This is a genomic window from Streptomyces sp. NPDC093085, from assembly GCF_040683935.1.
Lineage (GTDB): Bacteria > Actinomycetota > Actinomycetes > Streptomycetales > Streptomycetaceae > Streptomyces.
This window is the reverse complement of sequence record NZ_JBFBFB010000006.1, coordinates 199314-221854: the sequence shown is the minus strand read 5'-3', so window position 1 is coordinate 221854 and position 22541 is coordinate 199314. Positions and strand designations below refer to the sequence as shown.

Below are 22541 nucleotides of genomic sequence, written 5' to 3'. Positions count from 1 at the left end.
TGGTTCGTGGATCTTTACCGGGAACGGCCCGTGGGAGGGTGCCCGCAAAGAACGCGTGACCTACGGAGAGCTACTATCGCAGCCGAAAGTGATCGTTGGTGATCCTTTGTCCGGTTGGTGCGGTTACTCACAGGAACAGCATTGCGCGGCGGAAGCGTCAATTCCGTGGTGACGGTGCGAGACGCCTCCCTTGTGCGTCAACCGGCGACGCTCGGGCGGCCGTTCTCGATATGCCCCATGAGACGGCGCCGGAACGGTGTGCCCCGCTCCTCCGGGTAGGGGTCGGCGGGGGACCCCGGCGCGTCGGCGGACTCGGCGGTGACCTCGATGTCGTACCAGCCGTGCGCGTCGGCCGCCGAGTGGACGACGGACCTGCCGCGCCCCGGCTTCACCGTGATCCGGCGTGTCCAGCCGTCCAGGTCCGCCTCGTCGACGTACCCGAGGGGCCGTACGGTGAAGGTGACCGGGCGGGTGCCCCGGTTGGAGAGGGTCAGGTGGAGATCGCGGTCGTGGTGGTCGACGGAGGAGGCGACCTCGGCACCGTCCCCGGCCACGGGGCCCGAGAACTCGCGGCGGAAACCGTTCGGCCCGGTGATCGTGAACCGGTAGGCGTCGCGTTCCGTACCGGCCGGCCCCGTACGACCGGCGGGCCCGGTAAGGGGCACCGTCCACTGCGCCTTGCCCCTTACATCGCGGTGCTGGGGGACGGTGAACTCACCGGCGTAGGGGTAGAGCGTGAAGTGCGCGCTGGCGGGGCCCGTGTTGCTGAGCGCGACCGTGAACGTCCGCCCGCCCTCGTCGACCCGCCCGTGCGCGTCCGGCTGGTACGGCAGCGGCCTGGCGGGGCGCGCGCCCTTCTCCGGTACGGGCATCCGGCGCTCGTCCGGGGCGGGGGGTACGGGGTGCCAGCGGCCGGTGAACGGCGGGATGGCGCCCGGCTGTTCCACCTCGGGCAGGCCACGGCCGCGCCGGAAGTCGAACGCGGAGGTCAGATCGCCGGTGACGGTGCGCCGCCAGGGCGTGATGTTGGGCTCGGCCACCCCCGTCCAGCGCTCCAGGAAGCGGATGACGGAGGTGTGGTCGAAGACCTGGGAGCAGACGTAGCCGCCCACCGTCCACGGCGAGACGACCAGCAGCGGGACCCGTATGCCGAGCCCGGTGGGGCGGCCCTGCCAGCGCTCGTCCGGGTCGTACACGGGCGGCACGGGCGGCGGCACATGGTCGAAGAAGCCGTCGTTCTCGTCGTAGTTGACGAGCAGCACGGTGTGCCGCCAGACCTCCGGGTGGGCGCCGAGCGCGTCCAGCACCTGGTAGACGAGGGAGGCGCTGGCGACCGGCGAGGAGGAGCCGGGGTGTTCGGAGTCGGCGGCGGAGGGCACCAGGTAGGAGACCTCGGGCAGGGTCCCCGCCGCGACGTCGGCGCGGAACGCGGCGGCGAGCGTGCCGCTCTCGACCCGGCGCAGCCCGCGCTCGAAGAGCGAGCGCTCGGCGGCGGTGAGTCCCGTGACGCCCTCCTCCAGCGCGTCCAGCAGCCGGGTGCGGCGCGTGGTGTCCCCGGCGGCGTCGGCGTCCCGTACGGCGGCGTAGAACGCCTCCATGAAGGTGAAGCCGGCGGCGCCCGGCTCCCCGGTGAGGGCGCGGGCCCGGGTGAGCGCCTTGCGGGCGATGTCCTTGAACGTCGTGAAGAACTCGATGTTGTTGTCGGTGAAGTTCTCCCACTCGGTGTACGTGCGCCAGCTCCGGCCCGCCTTCTCCAGCCGCTCCGCGTAGGTCGGCCAGGGGTAGCCCGGGTGGGTGTCCTCCTCGTAGGCGTCGTTGCCGACGGCGCGCCGCCCGTCGGCCTCGTAGCCGGTCCAGCCGCTCCAGAGGTGGTTGCGGTTGGGGCTGGTCGAGGTGTGGACGGAGGAGTGGTAGGCGTCGCAGACCGTGAAGGTGTCCGCCAGTTCGTAGTGGAGCGGGAGGTCGCGCCGGTCGTAGTAGGCCATGGTGGCGGCGGTCTTGGCGGAGACCCAGCGGTCCATCCAGCCGTCGTGCCAGGCGGCGTGGCCGCCGTCCCAGGAGTGGTCGAGGGCGCCGATGTACTGGAGGTCCTTGCGCTGCGCGGCGGCGGCGTCCCGGACCGGGAACGGCAGGACGGTGTCGGCGCCGGTGCTGGTGCCGGAGCCGCGGACGGCGCCGTCGGCGGGCTGGGCGAAGACGGAGTTCCCGGAGGGCAGTTCGACGGCGTTGCGGTCGCCGAAGCCCCGTACGCCGCGCAGGGTGCCGAAGTAGTGGTCGAAGGACCGGTTCTCCTGCATGAGGACGACCACGTGCCGGATCTCCTCCATCCCGCCGGGCGGGGGCCCCGCGGCGAGCGCCGCCTGGAGGGAGGGCGGCAGGACGGAACCGACGGCCGCCGCGCCGACGGCGCCGGAGCCGAGGGCGAGCACCTTCCTGCGCGACATCGTGCCGCTGGTCGTCCCGCTCGGCGCCGTCGCGCCCGGCGTCATCTCGCGCGTCGTCGTTTCGCGCGTGTTCTCCGCTGACATGTACGGGACGGTAACCAGGGCGGATGGCAGCGGGAAGACCCCGGCGCGTCCACCAGGTGAACGTCGGCGCGCCCGGTACGGACCCCCGGCCCCGGTACGGATATCCGCGCCCGGTACGGGGCCCCGGCTCACTCCTCCCCGTACGGCCAGACCAGCAGCACCGGGCAGGGCGCGTGGTCGACCACGAAGCGGGTCGCGTGGCCGAGGCTGTGCGGCCCGGGGCGGTCGCGCTCCCCGTCCCTGGCGCAGACCAGCAGATCGGCGCCGGCCGCCGCCCGTACCACCTCGTGCTCCACCCGCCCATGGAGCTCGCGGCGTTCGCAGGGCCGGTCCAGGCGGTGCGCGGCGGCCTCCAGCAGCTCGGCCGCCGCCGTACCGGAGAGGGCTTCGAGCCGGGCGCCCGGGTCGCGTCCGGGGTGGTGGCCCCGGCCGAGGAGCCCCGTATAGGCGTGGTGGGCCGCTGCGGCGACCTCGTCGTCGCTGACGTGGAGGAGCACCACGGCGTCGTACGGGGCGCGGTCGCGGGCCGCGTCGACACAGGCGGGCCAGGTGGACTCGGTGAGCCAGACGAGCACGCTCCGCTCCCCATCGGCCATGGTTCGCTCCACGTCGGTCACGGTCAGCCTCCGATCAGTCGCAGGGAGCCCCACAGTGCCACGGTGGAGACGGCCAGGGTGGCAGGCACGGTCAGCAGCCCCAGCCGGGTGAAGTGGCCGAGCCGGGGCTCCGCGTCGTGTTCGTGCAGGATGCGGCGCCACAGCAGGGTGGCGAGCGAGCCGACGTACGTCAGGTTGGGCCCGAGGTTGACCCCGATGAGGGCGGCGAGCAGCGGCCCGGGACCGGCCGGGGCGAGGACCGGCAGGAGCGCCAGGATCGCCGGGAGGTTGTTGATCGCGTTGGCCAGGACGGCGGCGACCGCGGCGATCCCCAGCAGCGCGGGGAGCGAGGAGCCGCCCGGCAGCAGCCGGCTGATCCCGGTGTCCAGACCGTTGTCGACGACCGCCTTGACGACGATGCCGAGGGCGAGGACGAAGAGGCAGAAGAGCGGCGAAGCGGCCCGGAGCAGCTTGGCGGGGCCGGTACGGCGCTGCCGCAGGGCGCGGGCGGCGAGCACGGCCGCACCGGCGAGGGCGGCCCAGAGCGGTTCGATCCCGGCGAGCGAGGTGACCGCGAACCCGGCCAGCGTCAGCCCCAGCACCACCAGCGTGAAGACGGGGAGCGGGCGGCGCTCGCCCGGCGCCGGGGCGTGCGCTCCGGCGGCCAGGTCGGCGGCGAAGAAGCGGCGGAAGACGGCGTACTCGACGGCGATCGCGGCCAGCCACGGCAGCGCCATCAGGGCGGCGAACCGGGTGAAGGAGAGCCCGCTCGCGGTGAACGCCAGCAGATTGGTCAGGTTGGAGACCGGCAGCAGCAGGGACGCGGAGTTCGCCAGGTGTGTACAGGCGTAGACATGTGGCCGGGGCCGCGCCCCGACCCGCGCGGCGGTCGCGAAGACGACCGGGGTGAGCAGCACGACCGTGGCGTCCAGGCTGAGCACGGCGGTGATCAGCGCGGCGACCGCGAACACCCCGCCGAGGAGGGTACGGGGCCGCCCGCCGCAGAGCCGCGCGACGAGATCGCCCGCGGCGGTGAACAGCCCCTCCTCGTCGCAGAGCTGGGCGAGTACGAGGACGGCGGCGAGGAAGACGACGACGGGCAGCAGGGTGCGCGTCTGCTCCCACGCCTCCCCCGGCGACACGGCGCCGACGCCGACGAGCAGCAGCGCCGCGGGGACGGCGGCGACGGCCTCGGGCAGCCCGCGGGGGCGGACGACGGCGAAGGCGAGGACCGCGAGGAGAAGGACGACGGAGACGGTCTCGGCGGCGACGGTGTTCACAGGTCTGCCCTGCCTGCCTAGTGGATCTGCTCGGTGGATCGGGGGAACCACGCCACTGGGGGCGGCACACCGTCGCCGGTGCACCGCCCCCAGTGGCGTGTTGATGTACGCGTCGACGTACGAGCCCGGACCGGCCGAGGCAGCCGGAACAGCGGCCCGGGCCCAGAACGCCCAGCTTCCCAGACCGCGCTTGCCGTACTTGTCGTGCGTGCCGTGCTTGTCGTGCGCGTGCCGTGCATGCCGTGCGCGTGCCGTGCTTGTCTATTCCTTCGGGGCGAGCCGCTCAAGGATCAGCTCCCGGACGCGTGCGGCGTCGGCCTGCCCCCGCGTGGCCTTCATGACCGCGCCGACCAGCGCGCCCGCCGCCGCGACCTTGCCGGCCCGGATCTTGTCGGCGATGGCCGCGTTGCCCGCGATCGCCTCGTCCACGGCGGCGCCGAGCGCGCCCTCGTCGGAGACGACCTTGAGCCCGCGCTTCTCGACGACGGTGTCCGGGTCGCCCTCCCCCGCGAGCACGCCCTCGATCACCTGGCGGGCCAGCTTGTCGTTGAGGTCACCCGCGGCGACGAGTTCCGCGACCCGGGCGACCTGCTCCGGGGTGATGGGCAGCTCGTCGAGCGCGCGGCCGGACTCGTTGGCGTTACGGGCCAGCTCGCCCATCCACCACTTGCGGGCCTGGTCGGCCGGGGCGCCCGCGCCGATGGTGGCGACGATCGGGCCGATCGCGCCCGCGTTGAGGATGGACTGCATGTCGTGCTCGGAGACGCCCCACTCCTCACGGAGCCGGTTGCGCCGTACCCGCGGCGGCTCGGGCAGCGCGGCGCGCAGCTCCTCCACCCAGGCCCGGGCGGGGGCGACGGGGACGAGGTCGGGCTCCGGGAAGTACCGGTAGTCCTCGGCGTTGTCCTTGATCCGGCCCGAGGTGGTGGAGCCGTCCTCCTCGTGGAAGTGGCGGGTCTCCTGGAGGACCGTACCGCCGCTGTTCAGCACGGCGGCATGGCGCTGGATCTCGAAGCGGGCGGCGCGCTCGACGCTGCGCAGCGAGTTGACGTTCTTGGTCTCGGAGCGGGTGCCGAACTCCTCGCGGCCGTTCGGGCGGAGCGACAGGTTGACGTCGCACCGCATCTGGCCCATCTCCATCCGGGCCTCGGAGACGCCGAGCCCCTTGATCAGCTCGCGCAGCTCGGCGACGTACGCCCGCGCGACCTCGGGCGCCCGCGCGCCGGCGCCCTCGATGGGCTTGGTGACGATCTCGATGAGGGGGATGCCGGCGCGGTTGTAGTCGAGCAGCGAGTGGGACGCGCCGTGGATCCGTCCGGTGGCGCCGCCGACGTGGGTCGACTTGCCGGTGTCCTCCTCCATGTGGGCGCGCTCGATCTCCACGCGGAAGATCTCGCCGTCCTCGAGCTGGACGTCCAGATAGCCGTTGAAGGCGATCGGCTCGTCGTACTGGGAGGTCTGGAAGTTCTTCGGCATGTCCGGGTAGAAGTAGTTCTTCCGGGCGAAGCGGCACCACTCGGCGATCTCGCAGTTGAGCGCGAGCCCGATCTTGATGGCGGACTCGACGCCGACCGCGTTGACGACCGGGAGCGAGCCCGGCATGCCCAGACAGGTCGGGCAGGTCTGCGCGTTGGGCTCGGCGCCCAGCTCGGTCGAGCAGCCGCAGAACATCTTGGTCCTGGTGCCCAGCTCGACATGGACTTCGAGGCCCATGACGGGGTCGTACGCCGCGAGGGCGTCCTCGTAAGGCACCAGGCTCGTCGTGGCGGTCACAGAAAACGCAACTCCTTCAAGGCAGCCGTCAGTTCGGCGCACCACATCTGGTACGCGGGGAGGGTTCGCAGACGGTCCAGATCAACGCGTTCGCCGAGGAACCCGGCGAGTTCCCGGCTGTCGCCCCCGGGCAGGACCCGGGAGAGCAGGGCTTTGGGGTCCGCGGCCCGTTCCACGCCCCGCGCACCGGCGGGGATGTGCTCGGGCACCGCTCCCGGCAGCGAGCCGAGGAGCGGACCGTCGGCGAGCAGCCATGCCTCCGTCTCACGTACGGGGACCACTCCGACAATACGGCAGTGGGAGGGCGGCGCGACGTCCCGGCGGATCTTGTCGATCTTGTTCCGCTCGCGGTGGTCGTTGTGGATCAGCAGCAGGTCACAGTCCTCGGCGAGGTCTGCCACTTCCGCGCAGATCTGTTCATGTGCGGTACGGGCGGTGCTGTACCGGCCCCGCAGAGGGGTGTCGCCCACATCGAAGTGCCCGCTGTGGTGCGCCGCCAGTTCCTTGAGCTGGCGTACGGCGACGGTGCCCAGGAAGATCTCGTCCTCCGGGCCCTCCGCGAGCAGCCCGACCGTCAGATATCGGGTCACCCGTCGCCTGCCCGGGCGGTCTCCAGGTACTGGCGTGCCTCGCGGGCGGGGACGTAGGTGCCCCGCTCCCCGGATTCGGCCAGCGGGCGGATCCGGCTGTGCCGGGACGGGGTCGCTCCACCGCCGACCCGGGTCACGGTGTCGACGAAGAGCACATCGCCGGGGTGGTCGGGGTACACGGCGGCGAGCACGACCGGGGAGTGGGTGGTGACGATGATCTGCTGGAGCGTCCCGGGGCCGGTGCGCCGGCGGAGCCGCCGTACCAGCTCCTTGACCTGGCCGGGGTGGAGACCGTTCTCGACGTCCTCGACCATGAGGGTGGTGCACGCGTTGAACCTGCGTACGTGATGGACGAACGCGTACTCGTCGGGGCCGCCCCGGTCATGTGCGGCCGCGAGCACCGCCAGGACATGGAGGGTTCCGTCGGAGGCGAGCCGGGCCGGCGTGGGAGCCGCGTCCCGGTAGCCCAGCTCCAGTTCCCATGCCCCACGGTGCGGGTCGGCGGCGGCACTCAGGTCGGTGAGTCCGGGCAGTACGGCGACGGCGTCGGCCTTCAGCAGCAGCGCCTCGTGGGCGGTTTCCTCCCGCGGGCCGAGCATCCGGCCCAGCACGGCGGAGAGGTTGTGCGCGTCACGGGCCATGCGTTCGTCGTCGTGCAGGTCCGCCTCCTGGCGGGCCTCGCCGGCATCCGGTGCCAGCCCGTACCACCGGCCGCCGGGGCTGGAGCGCTCGAAAGAGGTGCCCAGCTCGGCGTTCCGCCGGATCTCGGTCTCCTGTTCCGCGCTCAGCCCCCATGCGGCCGGGGCGTCGGGCAGCAGGGTGACCGTGCCACGTACGACGGGGCGGGCCGCCTCCCCCTCGCGGGTGATCTCCAGGACCAGCCGGAGGTGGCGCATGCCGTGGGAGGCGTCGGACTGGAGGAAACAGAGCGCGATGCCGATCCGGTCGGCGGCCGTACCGTCGCCGTACCGGTGGAAGAGGTCGACGACCCGGCCCCGCAGGCCAGCGCCCGGGCGCAGGTCGCCGGTCCAGTGCACGCCGTCGGCCGACTCCCACCAGGTGTTCGTGTCGGCGCCACCGGTCAACCGCGCCGCGAGGTCGATCGCTTCGAGCAGGTTGGTCTTGCCCGAGCCGTTCTGGCCGACCAGCACCGTGAAGGGGGAGAGGTCGACGGCGCAGTCACGGAAGGACCTGAATCCTTCCACTTCGATACGGGTGATCACGCGTGTCACCCCCTTCCATGGTGTGGGTACGGTCGCCGGGGCCCGCGAAGGCCCCGGCTCCCGTGCCGGTCAGCCCAGCAGGATGTCGTCGTCGTTCAGGCGCTTCAGTTCGCGGAACAGGAGGGCCAGGGTGGTCACGACCGCCGCCGCGGAGACCGCCGCGTCGATCAGTTTGAGCGTGTCCTGCTCCTTGCGGGCCGACTTGATCTGCTTCACGGCGCTGACGGCGCCGAACACGCTGCCGCCGATCGACAGATATGTACCGGCCTTGGACTTCTTGAAGCCCTTGGCTTTGCTCATTGCACTGCTCACAGTGACGGTGCCTCCTCCAGCAACGGGTGCCCCCACCTTTCCACGAAGGCCGCTTCGACGGCGGCACCGACCTTGTAGAGCCGGTCGTCCCGCATCGCGGGGGCGATGATCTGGAGGCCGACCGGAAGACCGTCCTCCGGGGCGAGGCCGCAGGGCAGGGACATGGCCGCGTTGCCCGCCATGTTGACGGGGATGGTGCACAGGTCCGCGAGGTACATCGCCATCGGGTCGTCCGTACGCTCCCCGATCCCGAACGCGGTGGTCGGGGAGGTCGGCGAGACGATGACGTCGACCTGCTCGAAGGCGTTCTCGAAGTCCCGGGTGATGAGGGTGCGGACCTTCTGGGCGGAGCCGTAGTACGCGTCGTAGTAGCCGGAGCTGAGCGCGTACGTACCGAGGATGATCCGGCGCTTGACCTCGTCGCCGAAGCCGGCCTCGCGGGTGAGCGCGGTGACGTCCTCGGCGGAGCGGGTGCCGTCGTCGCCGACGCGCAGGCCGTACCGCATGGCGTCGAAGCGCGCGAGGTTGGAGGAGCACTCGGAGGGCGCGATCAGGTAGTACGCGGCGAGGCCGAGGTCGAAGGACGGGCAGTCCAGTTCGACGATCTCGGCGCCGAGCGAGCGGAGCAGCTCCACCGACTCGTCGAACCGCTGGAGGACCCCGGCCTGGTAACCGTCGCCGCGGAACTGCTGGACGACGCCGACCCGCATCCCGGCGACCGAGCCGTTGCGGGCCGCCTCGACGACCGGCGGGACCGGGGCGTCGATGGAGGTCGAGTCGAGCGGGTCGTGGCCCGCGATGGCCTCGTGGAGCAGCGCGGTGTCCAGGACCGTACGGGCGCAGGGGCCGCCCTGGTCGAGGGAGGAGGAGAAGGCGACCATGCCGTAGCGGGAGACCGCGCCGTACGTCGGCTTGACGCCGACCGTGCCGGTGAGGGCGGCGGGCTGGCGGATGGAGCCGCCGGTGTCGGTGCCGATGGCGAGGGGCGCCTCGTACGCGGCGAGGGCGGCGGAGGAGCCGCCGCCGGAGCCGCCGGGGATCTTGGTGAGGTCCCAGGGGTTGCCGGTGGGGCCGTAGGCGCTGTTCTCGGTGGAGGACCCCATGGCGAACTCGTCCATGTTGGTCTTGCCGAGGACGACGACATCGGCGGCCCGGAGCTTCTTGGTGAGCGTCGCGTCGTACGGCGGCAGCCACCCTTCGAGGATCTTGGAGCCGACCGTGGTCGGGATCCCCTCGGTGGTGAAGATGTCCTTGAGCGCGAGCGGAACGCCGGCCAGCGGGCCGAGCTTCTCCCCCGCCGCGCGCTTGGCGTCCACGGCGCGGGCCTGCGCGAGCGCGCCCTCGCGGTCGACGTGCAGGAAGGCGTGGACCTTCTCGTCGACGGCCTCGATGCGCGCGAGGTGCGCCTCGGTGACCTCGACGGCCGTGAGGTCACCGGAGGCGATCCGGGCGGCGATCTCGGCGGCGGTGAGCTTGATGATCTCGGTCTGAGCGGTGTCGGTCATGCTGTTCAGTCCTCCCCCAGGATCTGCGGCACCTTGAAACGCTGCTGCTCCTGGGCAGGGGCGCCGGAAAGCGCCTGCTCGGGGGTGAGCGACGGGCGGACCTCGTCCGCGCGCATGACATTGGTCAGCGGCAGCGGGTGGGAGGTCGGCGGTACGTCTTGGTCGGCTACCTCGGATACGCGGGCGACCGCGCCGATGATGTCGTCGAGCTGTCCGGCGAAGTGGTCCAGCTCTTCGGCCTTCAGCTCCAGACGCGCCAGCCGTGCGAGGTGGGCGACCTCCTCGCGCGTGATGCCAGGCATGCGGCGATCCTCTGGGGTGAGTGTGTCGTTGATTTCGCCCCAATCCTATGGTGCGCACACCCCTGCCCACGAAACGGCCGGGACGGGGGGCAGCGGACTGCGGGACGACAGGGGTACGGGGCGACAGGGGTACGCCGCCACCGCGCCGCCCGGGTACCCGCCGCGCGGAGTCTCACCCCAGTCCGGCGGCCTGCCTGAGCGTGTCCCGCCCGCCCACAGGGGTCAGGTGTTCCCCGACCGCCTCCACCACCCGCGCGTACTCCGCGAACACGGCCCGGCACAGCGCGCGCTCGGGGTGCTCGGCTTCGCTGCCGTACCACAACGTCATGGCGGCGCACTCCCCGTCGACCGACTCGGCGAACCCGGCGACCAGGACCAGCAGGTCCAGCAGCGCGGCCCGCTCGGTGACCCCGGGGTCTCCGGCCAGGCGGAGGAGGAACGGCAGCGCCGCCGGAGCGGCGGGGTTCATCGCGGCGATGCTGTCGATGAGGCAGTGGGTGAGCGTGTGCGCGGCGGCGGACGCGGCGACCGGTTCGAGAACGGCGCGCAGCAGCGTCGGGATCCGGGCGGGGCAAGCGGGGAACCCGGCCCAGTCGATCTCCTCGCAGCCCTGGAGGGCGGGGTGGCCGCGCCCCGCTTCGGCGGCTCGCGGGTACTCCTGGAGGAAGCGCTCGATCGCGGCCTCCTTGCTCACCAGGTCCATCACACACATCCGGCTGTCCCCGTCCTGTCCTGCGCGACGGGGTACGGCGTCGCCCCCCCTGTTCAGGGCGTACGTCGCGACCCGTCTCCGGTGTCCTAAGTGACCGCCTGGCCCGACTGTTCGCGGGCCCGGGCGGCCTCCAGTTCCGCGGGGCGCTGCCAGCCTCGTTCGCCTCGGGCCAGGAGCCAGGCGGTGGCTTCGTGGGGCGGCATGGCGGCGGCCACCAGCCAGCCTTGTACCGCGTCGCAGCCGAGGTCGCGGAGGCGTTCCCAGGTTTCGTCGTCCTCCACGCCCTCCGCGACGACCAGCAGGCCCAGGGAGTGGGCCAGGTCGACCGTGCAGCGGACGATCTCGGCGTCCTCCGTGTCGACCGCCAGGCGGGCCACGAAGGAGCGGTCGATCTTCAGTTCGCTCACCGGGAGGCGGCGGAGGTGGACCAGGGAGGAGTACCCCGTGCCGAAGTCGTCCAGGGACATCTTGACGCCGTGGCCGGTGAGGCCGGCCAGGGTGTCGGCGGCGCGCTGGGGGTCCTCCAGGAGGACGTGTTCGGTTATCTCCAGTTGGAGGGAGCCGGCCGGGACACCGTGCCGGGCCAGCCGGGCGGCGACCGCCCCGGCGAAGCCGGGGGTGTGGACGTCGCGGGGCGAGACATTGACGGCCACCGGGACCATGAGTCCCTGAGAACGCCAGCGGGCCACTTGAGCGAGAGCGGTGTCCAGTACGTATTCGGTGAGGTGAGGCATGAGACCGGAGGACTCGGCGATGGCGATGAACTCGTCCGGTGGGACGCGCCCGCGCTCGGGGTGCACCCAGCGGACCAGCGCCTCCAGCCCGGCCACCTGGCCGTCGAAGCCGACCTTGGGCTGGTAGTGCAGCTCCACCTCGTGCGCGTCCAGCGCGCGGCGCAGATCGCCCAGCAGGCCGAGGCGGTCGGGGGTGTTGGAGTCCCGCTTGGACTCGTAGACCTCGACGCCGGTACGGTCCCGCTTCGCCTGGTACATGGCGACGTCGGCACGCTGGAGCAGCCCCTCCGCGTCGAGCGCGTGCTCGGGGTAGACGGCCACCCCGGCGCTCGCCTCCAGGACGAGGGTGAGCCCGTCGAGGTCGAGCGGCGAGGAGAGGTCGGCGACGAGATGCCGGGCGACGCGCTGGGCGCTGGTGGTGGAGTCGCAGGTCGGCAGGAGGACGGCGAACTCGTCGCCGCCGAGCCGCGCCGCCTCCGCCCCGCGCGGCAGGGCGTGCTGGAGCCGGTCCGCTATCTGCAAGAGCAGCCGGTCGCCCGCGAGATGGCCGAGGGTGTCGTTGACCGAACGGAAACGGTCGAGGTCGATCAGGACCAGCGCCGAGCGGGCGCCCTGCCCCTCGGCCTCCTCCAGCGCCGTCCAGGTGCGCTCCAGCAGCCACTGGCGGTTGGGGAGTTTGGTGAGCGGGTCGCGGAGCTGCTCCTCGGCGCGTGCCCGGGCGATCCAGAGGGTGGAGTCGAGGGCGATCAGCGGGACGGAGAAGAGCGGCAGGAGGACCGGCTGCGACATCGCGACGACGCAGATCAGCGGGGCGATACCGAGCAGGGCGACCGCGACCAGGCCCTGCCGGTAGAGGCCGGTGCGGACGGCGGCCGGCATCTTGGTGCCCTGCGGCGCCAGCGCGTACCGCGAGAGCAGCCGGACGACGCCGAGCTGTGCGGCGGCGGCGAGGACGACCAGTGGTACGTCGCCGACGGTCCAGCCGAGCGGCTGCCAGGGGTCCTCGACGGTGGGGACCACCCCGAACGCCGCCAGGGCGAGCGCCGCGACCCCCGTCCCCAGCAGATCGGCGGCGCCGTACAGGACGCCCTGGCGCCAGCGGTGTCTGCGGGCCGCCCCGACCAGGACGACCACGGCGAGGGAGACCAGGCCGGCCGCGACCCAGCCGTACAGCAGCAGCACGGCGAGGGTGAGCGCGGCGCCCGAGCCCGTACCGCCCCACCAGCGGTCGCGGCCGAGCGCGATGAGGTAGCCGACGATCACGCCGGTGAGGACGCCCAACGCCCAGCCCGCCTCGGAGCCGGGGAAGAGGGCGCGCCCCTCGCGTACGGTCCACACCGCGCCGGTCACCAGGGCGGCGCCGGCGAGTCCGACCACTAGAACGGGCGTTCTGGCCGCCATCCCCCCAAATCCCGCGAATCCGCGCGGGGGTGAGACCGGGGCGGCGCTCTCGGTCGGTTTCATTCCCGTCCCTCTCACAGCCGGCGGAGCCGATGCCACGCGTGGGCACACTGTCGGGTGACACGGCCGGAATCGGACCACTGAGCCGTGTTCGACAAGCGCACACCTCAACAGTAGGCCGCGAACGGCCTCGACGGGCAGCGCTCTACATCTGTTGCCCGAATGCGACCGGCCCATCCTTAACCATCTGGTATGCGCCGTACGGGTGAGTTGGACGGCCCGAAATCGACGGTCCCCGAGCGCGGCCGGGTCACTCCTTCGGCGGAACGGACGCGTCCGCGGCGTCCTGTGCGGTCCCCTCCCCGGCGCCGGCCGGTTCCTCGGGCGGCAGCGCCGCCTCCCGCGCGGCGTCCGGGCCCTGTTCGAGCAGGACCGCGAAGCCGTCGCCGTCGAGCACCGGGACCTTCAACTGCATCGCCTTGTCGTACTTCGACCCGGGGTTCTCACCGACCACCACGAAGCCGGTCTTCTTCGAAACCGAGCCGGTCACCTTCGCTCCCCGGCTCTGGAGCGCCTCTTTCGCGCCATCTCGCGTGTAGTGCTCCAGCGTGCCCGTCACGACGACCGTGAGCCCCTCCAGCGGCCTCGGACCCTCGTCCTCGCCCGAGCCCTCCTCCTCCATCCGGACCCCGGCGGCGCGCCACTTGCGGAGAATCTCGCGGTGCCAGTCGACCGCGAGCCACTCCTTCAGCGAGGCCGCGATGATCGGCCCGACGCCCGCGACATCCGCCAGTTCCTCCTCCGTCGCCGCCTCGATCCGGTCGATCGAGCGGAACTCCCTGGCCAGCGCCTCGGAGGCGACGGGCCCCACATGGCGGACGGAGAGCCCGGCGATGATCCGGGCGAGCGGACGGTCCTTGGCGGCCGCGATGTTCTCCAGCATCGCGAGGGCGTTCTTCCGCGGCTCGCCCGCCTGGTTGGCGAAGACGGTGGCGATTTTCTCCTCGCCGGTCTTCGGGTCGCGCTTGGGCAGACCGCTGTCCTGGTCGAGGACGTAGGCGCGGATGGGCAGGAGTTGATCGATGGTCAGATCGAAGAGATCTCCCTCGTCGATCAGCGGTGGAATGGCCGGTTCCAGCGGTTTGGTGAGGGCCGCCGCGGCGACGTATCCGAAGTTCTCGATGTCCAGGCACTTCCGTCCGGCGAGATAGAAGAGCCGCTCCCGCAACTGGGCGGGGCAGGTACGCGCGTTGGGGCAGCGGATGTCGATGTCCCCCTCCTTCATCGCGCGCAGCGGCGTACCGCACTCGGGGCACTCGGTGGGCATCACGAACGCGTGGGCGTCGTCCGGGCGCAGGTCGATGACGGGGCCGAGGATCTCCGGGATGACGTCACCGGCCTTCCGCAGCACCACCGTGTCGCCGATCCAGACGCCCTTGGCGCGCACCACGTCCTGGTTGTGCAGGGTGGCGAACTCGACCTCGGAGCCCGCCACCGTGACCGGCTCGACCTGCGCGTACGGCGTGACCCGTCCGGTACGGCCCACGCCGACCCGGATGTTGACCAGCTTGGTGTTGACCTCCTCCGGCGGGTACTTCCAGGCGATGGCCCAGCGCGGCGCGCGGGAGGTGGAGCCCAGCCGGCCCTGGAGGGGGATCTCGTCCAGCTTGACGACCACACCGTCGATCTCGTGCTCGACCGAGTGCCGGTTCTCCCCGAAGTGCGCGATGAACTCCCGGACTTCGGCGACGGAGCCGACCACCTTGTTGTGCCGGGCGGTCGGCAGCCCCCAGCCGCGCAGCAGATCGTAGGCGTGGGAGAGCCGGTCGATGTCGAAGCCCTCGCGCGCCCCGATGCCGTGCACCACCATGTGGAGCGGCCGAGTGGCGGTGACCTTGGGGTCCTTCTGGCGGAGCGAACCCGCCGCCGCGTTCCGCGGGTTGGAGAACGGCTTGTCACCGGCCTCCACCAGGCGGGCGTTGAGCTCCTGGAAGGCGTCCATCGGGAAGTAGACCTCGCCCCGGATCTCCACCAGGTCGGGGATGTGCTCCCCCGCCAGCCGGTGCGGGATCTCGGCGATCGTCCGGACGTTGGGCGTGATGTCCTCGCCGGTGCGGCCGTCGCCCCGGGTGGCGGCCCGGGTCAGCCTGCCGTGCTCGTAGGTGAGGTTGACCGCGAGGCCGTCGACCTTCAGCTCGCAGAGGTAGTGGAAGTCGGGGGTGCCGACGTCCCGGGCGATCCGGTCGGCCCAGGCTCCCAGTTCCTCGTCGTCGAAGGCGTTGTCGAGGGAGAGCATCCGCTCGCGGTGCTGGACCGCCGAGAAGGCCGCGTGGGCAAAAGCTGCCTCGTACGCGCCCGCGACCTTCTGCGTCGGCGAGTCGGGGGTGCGCAGCTCCGCGTACGTCTCCTCCAGCGCCTCCAGGGTGCGCAGCAGCCGGTCGAACTCGCCGTCGCTGACAACCGGCTGATCCTTCACGTAGTACCGGAAGCGGTGCTCCTCGATCTGCTCGGCGAGGAGGGCATGCCGCTCACGCGCCTCCGCGGGCACCGCGCTCTGCTGTTCGCCAGCCACCGTCTCGTCCTCCCGTATCACCATGCCCCGACCTCCGGGACCGTCACTCAGGGTTGTCCGCGAGGGATCTCGCGGCCCTGACGCAGTGCGCCTGCGCGGCGTGCGCGTACGCGGGTGAGGCACCCGCGAGCCCGCAGGTCGGCGTGAGCACCACGGACTCCGTCAGAGTCCCCGGATCCAGCCCCAGCCTGCGCCACAGCGTCCTGACACCCATGACGCTACCGGCCGGGTCTGACAACGGGCTGTCCGTGCCCGACACGACGCCCGCGAAGAGCTTCGTCCCGGCCTCGACCGCCTCCCCGATCGGCTCCTCGTCACGCTCGGTGAGCAGCCCGGCATCGAACGAGACGGCCGCCGCGCCCGCCCGGCGCAGCAGTGCGAACGGCACGTCCGGCGCGCAGGAGTGCACGACGGTGGCGCCCGGCGCGAGCGCCGTCAGCTCGCGCAGCGCGCCCTCCACGACCTGGCGGTCCACGGCCCGGTGGGTGCGGTAGCCGCTGGCGGTCCTGACCTGCCCGCGCAGTACGGCGGTGAGGGAGGGCTCGTCGAACTGGAGGACTGGGACGGCGCCCGGCACCCGGCGCCGTACGTCGGCGAGGTGCGCGGCCACCCCCTCCACCAGCGAGGCGGTGAGGTCCCGGCAGGCGCCGGGGTCGGCGAGGGCGGACTCGCCGCTCCGCAGCTCCAGGGCGGCGGCGAGCGTCCAGGGGCCCACGGCCTGCACCTTGAGCGGCCCCTCGTACCCCTGGGCGAACTCCTCCAGCGCGTCGAGGTCCTCGCCCAGCCAGGACCGGGCCCGCCGGGTGTCGCGGCCGGGGCGGTCGCCGATCCGCCAGCCGCTGGGCTCCACCCGGGTGTAGATCTCGGCGAGGAGTCCGGTGGTACGGCCGATCATGTCGGCGCCGGGTCCCCGGGCGGGGAGTTCCGGGAGGTACGGGAAGTCCTCGAAGGTCCCGGTGACGGCGCGGGCGGCCTCCCGCGCGTCGCCGCCGGGCAGCGAGCCGACCCCGGTGGCGGCGCCCCAGCGGAGCGGGACGGGCCCGTCGTCGGCCGGGACGCCGCCGTGCCGCGCGCCGCCGTTCCGGGGCGCCTCGGAAGCGGATACGGACCCGGGCGTCCCGTTCACCGGCCGCTCCCCTCGGCAGCGGGGGCCGGCCGCACCGGGGATCCCGGCCGTACCGTCACATCGTCGATCTGCGCGTCGCGCGGCAGGTCGAGCGCGGCCAGGATCGCCGTCGCCACCGACCCGGGGTCGATCCAGCGGGCGGGGTCGTACTCCCTGCCCTCCTGCTGGTGGACCTTGACCTGCATGGGGCTCGCGGTACGCCCGGGGTAGACGGAGGTGACCCGGACGCCGTTCCCGCGCTCCTCCTCGCGTACCGCGTCGGCGAGCGCCTTCAGTCCGTGCTTCGAGGCGGCGTACGCGCTCCACTGGGGGTGGGCCCGCAGCCCTGCCCCGGAGTTGACGTAGACGAGCTGCCCTTTGGCGACCCGGAGCTGCGGCAGCAGGAGCCGGGTCAGCTCCGCCGGGGAGATCAGGTTGACGGTGAGCTGGCTCTGCCATGCCTTGGGCGTCAGCTCCCCGACCTCGCCCAGTTCGACCACGCCCGCGATGTGCAGCAAGGAGTCGAGCCGGTCGGGCAGCTCCTGCTGGGCGAGTGCCCAGGAGAGCCGCTCCGGGGTGGCGAGGTCGCCGACGAGGGTACGGGCGCCGGGCAGGGCCGACGCCAGCTCCCTGGCGCGGCCGGCGTCGCGCGCGAGCAGGATCAGGTCGTCGCCGCGTTCCTGGAGCCGGCGCGCGACGGCGGCGCCGATGCCGGAGCCCGCACCGGTGATCAGATGGGTAGCCATGCGGTCATCGTCGCATCACCCGGTGCCGATCACCGCATGCCGGCCGACTCCTCCAGCCAGGCCAGCGCCGAGACCCCGTCCTCGGCGAAGAAGACCAGGTCGGTGAGGGGCAGCGGCAGGAAGCCCTCCTCGTCCATCCGCTGGAACTGCCGCTTCAGCCCGTCGTAGAAACCGGCCGTGTTGAGCACCACCACGGGGTGGGTGTGCTTGCCGTGCTTCTTCAGCTCCAGGATCTCGGTGGCCTCGTCCAGGGTGCCCATGCCGCCGACCATGACCACCACGGCGTCGGCCTTGGCGAGCAGCAGGGACTTCCGTTCGGCGAGGTCCCCGGCGAAGACCATCTCGTCGGCGGCGGGCCGCGCCGTGTGGCGCAGGAAGTCGACGGAGACCCCGACGAGCCGCCCGCCGGCCCCCTGCACCCCGTCGGCGACGACCTTCATCAGCCCGCTGTCGGAGCCGCCCCAGACGAGGGTGTGCCCGGCCTTGCCGAGCAGTTCGGCGAAGTCGCGGGCGGGGCGGGTGTAGCGCTCGTCGAGGTCGGCGGAGGAGAGGAAGACACAGATGTTCATGGCGTCAACGGTACGGCCGGGAAGAGCGCGCCCCGCGCCATTGCTGAAGAGTACGGAGAACCGCTGAAGAGTACGGAGGACGGCGCGCGACCCCGGCCGCGCCGTATCAGGGAAACTTAAACTCCCGGGAACATTGTGCCCGGCAGACGTCAACCCCGAAGGGACGATCACCATGACCCAGGGACACCGCATCACGGTCGAGCCGTCGACGGAGCACGTACGCGTCGTACGGGACGGCCAGGTCCTCGCGGAGAGCCGCGCCCCGCTGGTGCTGCGCGAGACCGGCTGCCCGGTCCGCTACTACCTTCCGCCGCAGGACGTACGGACGGATCTGCTGACCCCGTCGGAGACCACGACGCACTGCCCGTTCAAGGGCGACGCCTCCTACTGGTCGCTGCCGGACGCCCCGGACCTGGTCTGGGCGTACCCGACCCCGAAGGCCGAAGTGGCCCAGGTCAAGGACCACTTCTGCTTCTACGACACGGAGGTGGTGACGGCCTGAGCGGCCCCGTACGGAGCCGCCGTAAAAAACTTCCGGAAACTTCCCGCCGCCGGCGATGAGTTGGCCGCACACCGCCGGTCTGACTCTCCATGGACAACGTGTACAGGGTGAAGTCGGGGGACGGCACCCCGATCGCTTACCGGCGGTCGGGCGAGGGGCCGCCGGTGATTCTGGTGGGCGGCGCGTTCAGCACGGCGGAGTCGGAGGCCCCGCTGGCCCGGCTGCTCGCGCCGCGCTTCGCGACGATCACGTACGACCGGCGCGGCCGGGGCGCCAGCGGGGACCGCGCCCCGTACGCCGTGGAGCGGGAGGTGGAGGACCTCGCCGCGCTGCTCGCGGTGGCGGGCGGTGACGCGGCGCTGTACGGGGTGGCCTCGGGCGGCGCGCTGGTCGTGGAGGCGGTGGCGGCGGGCCTTCCGGTCAGCCAGTTCGCGGTGTACGAGCCGCCGTACGCCGCCGATGCGGCCGCCCTGGCGGCGCGCGCGGAGTTACGGCCCCGGCTGACGGAGCTGCTGGCGCGCGGGGCGCGGGACGCGGCGGTGGAGCTCTTCCTGAGCGCCCTGGAGGTGCACCCGGAGACGGTCGCCGCGATGCGGCGGGCGCCGCTCTGGGCCGAGCTGACCGGGCTGGCCCACACCCTCGCGTACGACCTGCAACTCGTGGGCGAGGGCCGGGTCCCGGCGCGCCGGCTCGCCGCGGTCCGTACCCGCGCGATGGTCGTGGACGGCGGGGCCAGCCCCTCCCCGGTCCGCGCCGCAGCCCGGGCCGCCGCCCAGGCGCTCCCCCGGGGCCGCCACCGCACCCTGACGGGCCAGACCAACGAGGTGGCCCCGCATGTGCTGGCGCCGGTGCTGGAGGAGTTCTTCGCGGCGTGAGGGGTACGGGGCGGGGCGGCGCGTGGGAGCGGGCGGGGCAGTGGTGCCGGCCGTACGGCCCGTACGCCGCCCCCTCAGCCCGTCAAAAGCCCCTCAGCAGCCCCTCACCCCGTCAGCGCCCCCGTGCGGCGTTCCGTCGTGGCGATGGTGGCGGAGCCGACGACGCGGGGGCCGTCGTACAGGACGATCGCCTGGCCGGGGGCGACGCCGCGGACCGGCTCCGTGAAGCGGACGTGGAGGGTGGAGTCGACGAGCTCCGCCGTCACCGGGGTCTCCCCGCCGTGGGCGCGGAGCTGGGCCGTGTACGTGCCGGGGGCGGTGGGGGCGGTGCCGCACCAGCGAGGGCGGAGGGCGGTGAGGGCGGTCACGTCGAGGGAGGCGGCGGGGCCGACGGTGACGCGGTTGTCGACCGGGGAGATGTCCAGGACGTACCGGGGCTTGCCGTCGGCGGCGGGGTGGCCGATGCGGAGCCCCTTGCGCTGGCCGATGGTGAAGCCGAAGGCGCCGTCGTGGGTGCCGATCTTCGTACCGGACTCGTCCACGATGTCGCCCTCGGCGCGGCCGAGGCGGTCGGCGAGGAAGCCCTGGGTGTCGCCGTCGGCGATGAAGCAGATGTCGTGGCTGTCGGGCTTCTTCGCGACGGCCAGGCCCCGGCGCTCGGCCTCGGCGCGGATCTCGTCCTTGGTGGTGAGGGTGTCGCCCAGGGGGAACATCGCGTGCGCGAGCTGCCGCTCGTCGAGGACGCCGAGGACATACGACTGGTCCTTGGCCTGGTCGCTGGCGCGGTGGAGTTCGCGGCTGCCGTCGGGGGCGGTGACGACCGTCGCGTAGTGGCCCGTGCACACGGCGTCGAAGCCGAGGGCGAGGGCCTTGTCGAGGAGCGCCGCGAACTTGATCTTCTCGTTGCAGCGCAGGCAGGGGTTGGGGGTACGGCCCGCCTCGTACTCCGCGACGAAGTCCTCCACGACGTCCTCGCGGAACCGTTCCGCCAGGTCCCACACGTAGAACGGGATGCCGATCACATCGGCGGCGCGGCGCGCGTCGCGGGAGTCCTCGATGGTGCAGCAGCCGCGCGCGCCGGTGCGGAAGGACTGCGGGTTCGCGGAGAGCGCCAGGTGCACACCGGTGACGTCATGCCCCGCCTCGGCGGCGCGGGCGGCGGCGACGGCGGAGTCCACGCCACCCGACATGGCGGCGAGTACGCGCAGGGGGCGCTGGGGATTCTGAGTCATAGCCCCACCAGGGTACGGCCCGGGGGAACCACAGTCGCGCGCGTATGCGTTGACGATCATATGGGCGAAGAAACGCGGAACGGGACCGGTGGCGGGGGCGGTGGCGGCCATCGTGCGGGCGCGCGTCCGGGCGGAGGGCGGATGGGCCGCCGGGCGGTGCTGATCGGCGGCGCCGCGGCCGTGGTGGGCGGGGGTGTGCTGGCGCGGGACGAGTTGTCCCGGCTGTGGTGGCGGGTGCCGGGCGTGGAGAAGCCCCGGGTCGAGGGCGAGCTGGACTACGCGCTCTCGGAGTGGGTGGCGGCGTCGTCGGCGAACTGGCGGCGGGCGAGCCGCCCGGACGACTTCCGGGTGGACCGGGTGATCGTCCATGTCGTGCAGGGCAGCTACGACGTGGCGCTCCGGGTCTTCCGCGACCCGGGGCACGGCGCGGCGTCGCACTATGTGGTCCGGAAGGACGGCCATGTGGCGCAGATGATCAGGGAGCTGGACGTCGCGTACCACGCGGGGAACAGGAGCTACAACGAACGCTCGATCGGGATCGAGCACGAGGGGTACGTGGACAAGCCCGCGTCGTTCACGGACGCGATGTACGCGTCGTCGGCGCGGCTGACCGCGGACATATGCCGGCGGTACGGGATACCGGTGGACCGGAAGCACATCCTCGGCCATGTGGAGGTCCCGGGGACGGACCACACGGATCCGGGGCCGCACTGGGACTGGGACCGCTATCTGAAGCTGGTGCGGGAGGCGGAGCCGGTGCCGAGCCCGGCGCCCTCCCCCACGTCCTCGCCCGCTCCGTAACCCTTGCGGACGTCAGCTCAGGCCGGCGCTCCGGGCCCGTTCGACCGCCGGGCCGATGGCGCGGGCGACGGCCGCCACGTCCTCCGCCGTGGAGGTGTGGCCGAGGGAGAACCGCAGGGTGCCCCTGGCCAGGTCCGGGTCGCTGCCGGTGGCGAGCAGGACATGGCTGGGCTGGGCGACCCCGGCCGTACAGGCGGAGCCGGTCGAGCACGCGATGCCCTGCGCGTCGAGGAGCAGGAGCAGGGAGTCGCCCTCGCAGCCGGGGAAGCTGAAGTGCGCGTTGGCGGCGAGGCGGTGGTCGGGGTCGCCGCCGAGGACCGCGTCGGGGACGGCGGCGCGTACGGCCGCGATCAGCTCGTCCCGCAGGGCGCCGATCTCGCGGACGAAGGTCTCGCGCCGTTCGGCGGCGAGCCGTCCCGCCACCGCGAAGGCGGCGATGGCGGGCACGTCGAGGGTGCCGGAGCGGACATGACGCTCCTGGCCGCCGCCGTGCAGCACGGGCACGGGGGTGTGCTCCCGGCCCAGCAGCAGGGCGCCGATGCCGTACGGGCCGCCGATCTTGTGGCCGGAGACGGTCATCGCGGCGAGCCCGGAGGCGCCGAAGTCCAGCTCGGTCTGGCCGAAGGCCTGGACGGCGTCGGAGTGCAGCGGAATGCCGAATTCCGCGGTGACGGCGGCGAGTTCCGGGACGGGGAGGATGGTCCCGATCTCGTTGTTGGCCCACATGACGGTGGCGAGGGCGACATCGTCGGGGTTCCGCTCGACGGCCGCGCGCAGGGTGGCGGGCAGGACCCGTCCGTAGGAGTCGACGGGGAGGTACTCGACGGTGGCGCCCTCGTGTTCGGCGAGCCAGTCGACCGCGTCGAGCACGGCGTGGTGTTCGACGGGGCTGGCCAGGACGCGGGTCCTGGCCGGGTCGGCGTCGCGGCGGGACCAGTACAGGCCCTTCACGGCGAGGTTGTCGGCCTCGGTGCCGCCGGAGGTGAAGACCACCTCGCTGGGGCGCGCGCCGAGGGCTTCGGCGAACGCCTCGCGGGCCTCCTCGACGGTACGGCGCGCCCGGCGCCCTGCGGCGTGGAGCGAGGAGGCGTTGCCGGCGAGGCCGAACTGGGCGGTCATCGCCTCGATCGCCTCCGGCAGCATCGGAGTGGTCGCGGCGTGGTCGAGGTAAGCCATGGTGGTC

20 protein-coding genes are annotated in these 22541 nt (G+C 72.7%); 3 read left to right on the top strand and 17 right to left on the bottom strand.

Annotated elements, in window-relative coordinates; translation table 11 throughout:
* Positions 1-197: 197 nt before the first annotated feature.
* The 15 genes from AB0O07_RS19725 to AB0O07_RS19655 all read right to left on the bottom strand — a co-directional run bounded on the left by AB0O07_RS19725 (position 198) and on the right by AB0O07_RS19655 (position 17948).
* Positions 198-2444: a phosphocholine-specific phospholipase C gene (locus AB0O07_RS19725; protein ID WP_365635297.1), complete on the bottom strand. Its 2247-nt coding sequence runs from the start codon at positions 2442-2444 to the stop codon at positions 198-200.
* A gap of 212 nt (positions 2445-2656) precedes the next feature.
* Positions 2657-3124 (bottom strand): universal stress protein, encoded by a 468-nt coding sequence (locus tag AB0O07_RS19720; RefSeq protein ID WP_365634817.1) that lies wholly within the window; start codon positions 3122-3124, stop codon positions 2657-2659.
* Between the two features lie 23 nt (positions 3125-3147).
* Positions 3148-4404, bottom strand: coding sequence for an SLC13 family permease (locus AB0O07_RS19715; protein WP_365634814.1), 1257 nt, complete (start codon positions 4402-4404; stop codon positions 3148-3150).
* A gap of 261 nt (positions 4405-4665) precedes the next feature.
* Positions 4666-6177 carry an Asp-tRNA(Asn)/Glu-tRNA(Gln) amidotransferase subunit GatB gene (gene gatB, locus AB0O07_RS19710; protein WP_365634811.1) on the bottom strand — a complete coding sequence of 504 codons (1512 nt, stop codon included), beginning with the start codon at positions 6175-6177 and terminating at the stop codon, positions 4666-4668.
* Positions 6174-6767 (bottom strand): hypothetical protein, encoded by a 594-nt coding sequence (locus AB0O07_RS19705; protein ID WP_365634808.1) that lies wholly within the window; start codon positions 6765-6767, stop codon positions 6174-6176. Before AB0O07_RS19705 ends, gatB begins: the two co-directional genes overlap by 4 nt.
* Entirely contained in the window at positions 6764-7999 is a 1236-nt protein-coding gene (locus AB0O07_RS19700) for an AAA family ATPase (RefSeq protein WP_365634805.1), read from the bottom strand. Before AB0O07_RS19700 ends, AB0O07_RS19705 begins: the two co-directional genes overlap by 4 nt.
* A gap of 60 nt (positions 8000-8059) precedes the next feature.
* Positions 8060-8302: a hypothetical protein gene (locus AB0O07_RS19695; RefSeq protein ID WP_365634802.1), complete on the bottom strand. Its 243-nt coding sequence runs from the start codon at positions 8300-8302 to the stop codon at positions 8060-8062.
* Positions 8299-9807, bottom strand: coding sequence for an Asp-tRNA(Asn)/Glu-tRNA(Gln) amidotransferase subunit GatA (gene gatA / locus AB0O07_RS19690; protein ID WP_365634799.1), 1509 nt, complete (start codon positions 9805-9807; stop codon positions 8299-8301). The genes AB0O07_RS19695 and gatA overlap by 4 nt, the downstream gene beginning before the upstream one ends.
* Positions 9808-9812: 5 nt before the next feature.
* Positions 9813-10109 carry an Asp-tRNA(Asn)/Glu-tRNA(Gln) amidotransferase subunit GatC gene (gene gatC, locus AB0O07_RS19685; RefSeq protein WP_010984178.1) on the bottom strand — a complete coding sequence of 99 codons (297 nt, stop codon included), beginning with the start codon at positions 10107-10109 and terminating at the stop codon, positions 9813-9815.
* 172 nt (positions 10110-10281) lie between these two features.
* Positions 10282-10803: a hypothetical protein gene (locus AB0O07_RS19680; protein WP_365634797.1), complete on the bottom strand. Its 522-nt coding sequence runs from the start codon at positions 10801-10803 to the stop codon at positions 10282-10284.
* A gap of 104 nt (positions 10804-10907) precedes the next feature.
* Entirely contained in the window at positions 10908-13019 is a 2112-nt protein-coding gene (locus AB0O07_RS19675) for a bifunctional diguanylate cyclase/phosphodiesterase (protein WP_365634794.1), read from the bottom strand.
* Positions 13020-13266: 247 nt separating this feature from the next.
* Entirely contained in the window at positions 13267-15552 is a 2286-nt protein-coding gene (ligA, locus tag AB0O07_RS19670; RefSeq protein WP_365634792.1) for an NAD-dependent DNA ligase LigA, read from the bottom strand.
* Between the two features lie 19 nt (positions 15553-15571).
* Positions 15572-16654, bottom strand: coding sequence for a methionine synthase (locus AB0O07_RS19665; protein ID WP_365634789.1), 1083 nt, complete (start codon positions 16652-16654; stop codon positions 15572-15574).
* On the bottom strand, positions 16651-17379 hold the full coding sequence (locus AB0O07_RS19660; RefSeq protein ID WP_365634786.1) for an SDR family oxidoreductase: 729 nt from the start codon (positions 17377-17379) through the stop codon (positions 16651-16653). The genes AB0O07_RS19665 and AB0O07_RS19660 overlap by 4 nt, the downstream gene beginning before the upstream one ends.
* 29 nt (positions 17380-17408) lie before the next feature.
* The gene (locus tag AB0O07_RS19655) at positions 17409-17948 is read right to left on the bottom strand and encodes a TIGR00730 family Rossman fold protein (protein ID WP_365634784.1); all 540 of its coding nucleotides are present in this window, start codon (positions 17946-17948) and stop codon (positions 17409-17411) included.
* Positions 17949-18114: 166 nt separating this feature from the next.
* Here AB0O07_RS19655 and AB0O07_RS19650 point away from each other — a divergent pair, with 166 nt between their 5' ends.
* Both AB0O07_RS19650 and AB0O07_RS19645 read left to right on the top strand, forming a co-directional pair.
* Positions 18115-18450, top strand: coding sequence for a DUF427 domain-containing protein (locus AB0O07_RS19650; RefSeq protein ID WP_365635295.1), 336 nt, complete (start codon positions 18115-18117; stop codon positions 18448-18450).
* A gap of 98 nt (positions 18451-18548) precedes the next feature.
* The gene (locus AB0O07_RS19645; protein ID WP_365635293.1) at positions 18549-19325 is read left to right on the top strand and encodes an alpha/beta fold hydrolase; all 777 of its coding nucleotides are present in this window, start codon (positions 18549-18551) and stop codon (positions 19323-19325) included.
* Positions 19326-19429: 104 nt separating this feature from the next.
* On the opposite strand, the gene mnmA is transcribed toward AB0O07_RS19645, so the two are convergent.
* A complete protein-coding gene (gene mnmA, locus AB0O07_RS19640) occupies positions 19430-20557 on the bottom strand; it encodes a tRNA 2-thiouridine(34) synthase MnmA (RefSeq protein WP_365634781.1) in 1128 nt (375 codons plus the stop codon).
* A 141-nt stretch (positions 20558-20698) separates the two neighbouring features.
* On the opposite strand from mnmA, the gene AB0O07_RS19635 reads away from it, so the two are divergent.
* Entirely contained in the window at positions 20699-21358 is a 660-nt protein-coding gene (locus tag AB0O07_RS19635; RefSeq protein ID WP_365634778.1) for an N-acetylmuramoyl-L-alanine amidase, read from the top strand.
* A gap of 12 nt (positions 21359-21370) precedes the next feature.
* Here the strand turns inward: AB0O07_RS19635 and AB0O07_RS19630 are convergent, their stop codons facing one another.
* Positions 21371-22534, bottom strand: a complete 1164-nt coding sequence (locus tag AB0O07_RS19630; RefSeq protein ID WP_365634775.1) for a cysteine desulfurase family protein — start codon at positions 22532-22534, stop codon at positions 21371-21373.
* Positions 22535-22541 lie beyond the last annotated feature (7 nt).

Coding starts and splice junctions, on each gene's coding strand:
- AB0O07_RS19725 (WP_365635297.1), bottom strand. CDS start 2,444: ATGTCGCGCAGGAAGGTGCTCGCCCTCGGCTCCGGCGCCGTCGGCGCG.
- AB0O07_RS19720 (WP_365634817.1), bottom strand. CDS start 3,124: ATGGCCGATGGGGAGCGGAGCGTGCTCGTCTGGCTCACCGAGTCCACC.
- gatA (WP_365634799.1), bottom strand. CDS start 9,807: ATGACCGACACCGCTCAGACCGAGATCATCAAGCTCACCGCCGCCGAG.
- gatC (WP_010984178.1), bottom strand. CDS start 10,109: ATGCCTGGCATCACGCGCGAGGAGGTCGCCCACCTCGCACGGCTGGCG.
- AB0O07_RS19675 (WP_365634794.1), bottom strand. CDS start 13,019: ATGAAACCGACCGAGAGCGCCGCCCCGGTCTCACCCCCGCGCGGATTC.
- ligA (WP_365634792.1), bottom strand. CDS start 15,552: ATGGTGATACGGGAGGACGAGACGGTGGCTGGCGAACAGCAGAGCGCG.
- AB0O07_RS19660 (WP_365634786.1), bottom strand. CDS start 17,379: ATGGCTACCCATCTGATCACCGGTGCGGGCTCCGGCATCGGCGCCGCC.
- AB0O07_RS19655 (WP_365634784.1), bottom strand. CDS start 17,948: ATGAACATCTGTGTCTTCCTCTCCTCCGCCGACCTCGACGAGCGCTAC.
- mnmA (WP_365634781.1), bottom strand. CDS start 20,557: ATGACTCAGAATCCCCAGCGCCCCCTGCGCGTACTCGCCGCCATGTCG.
- AB0O07_RS19635 (WP_365634778.1), top strand. CDS start 20,699: ATGGGCCGCCGGGCGGTGCTGATCGGCGGCGCCGCGGCCGTGGTGGGC.
- AB0O07_RS19630 (WP_365634775.1), bottom strand. CDS start 22,534: ATGGCTTACCTCGACCACGCCGCGACCACTCCGATGCTGCCGGAGGCG.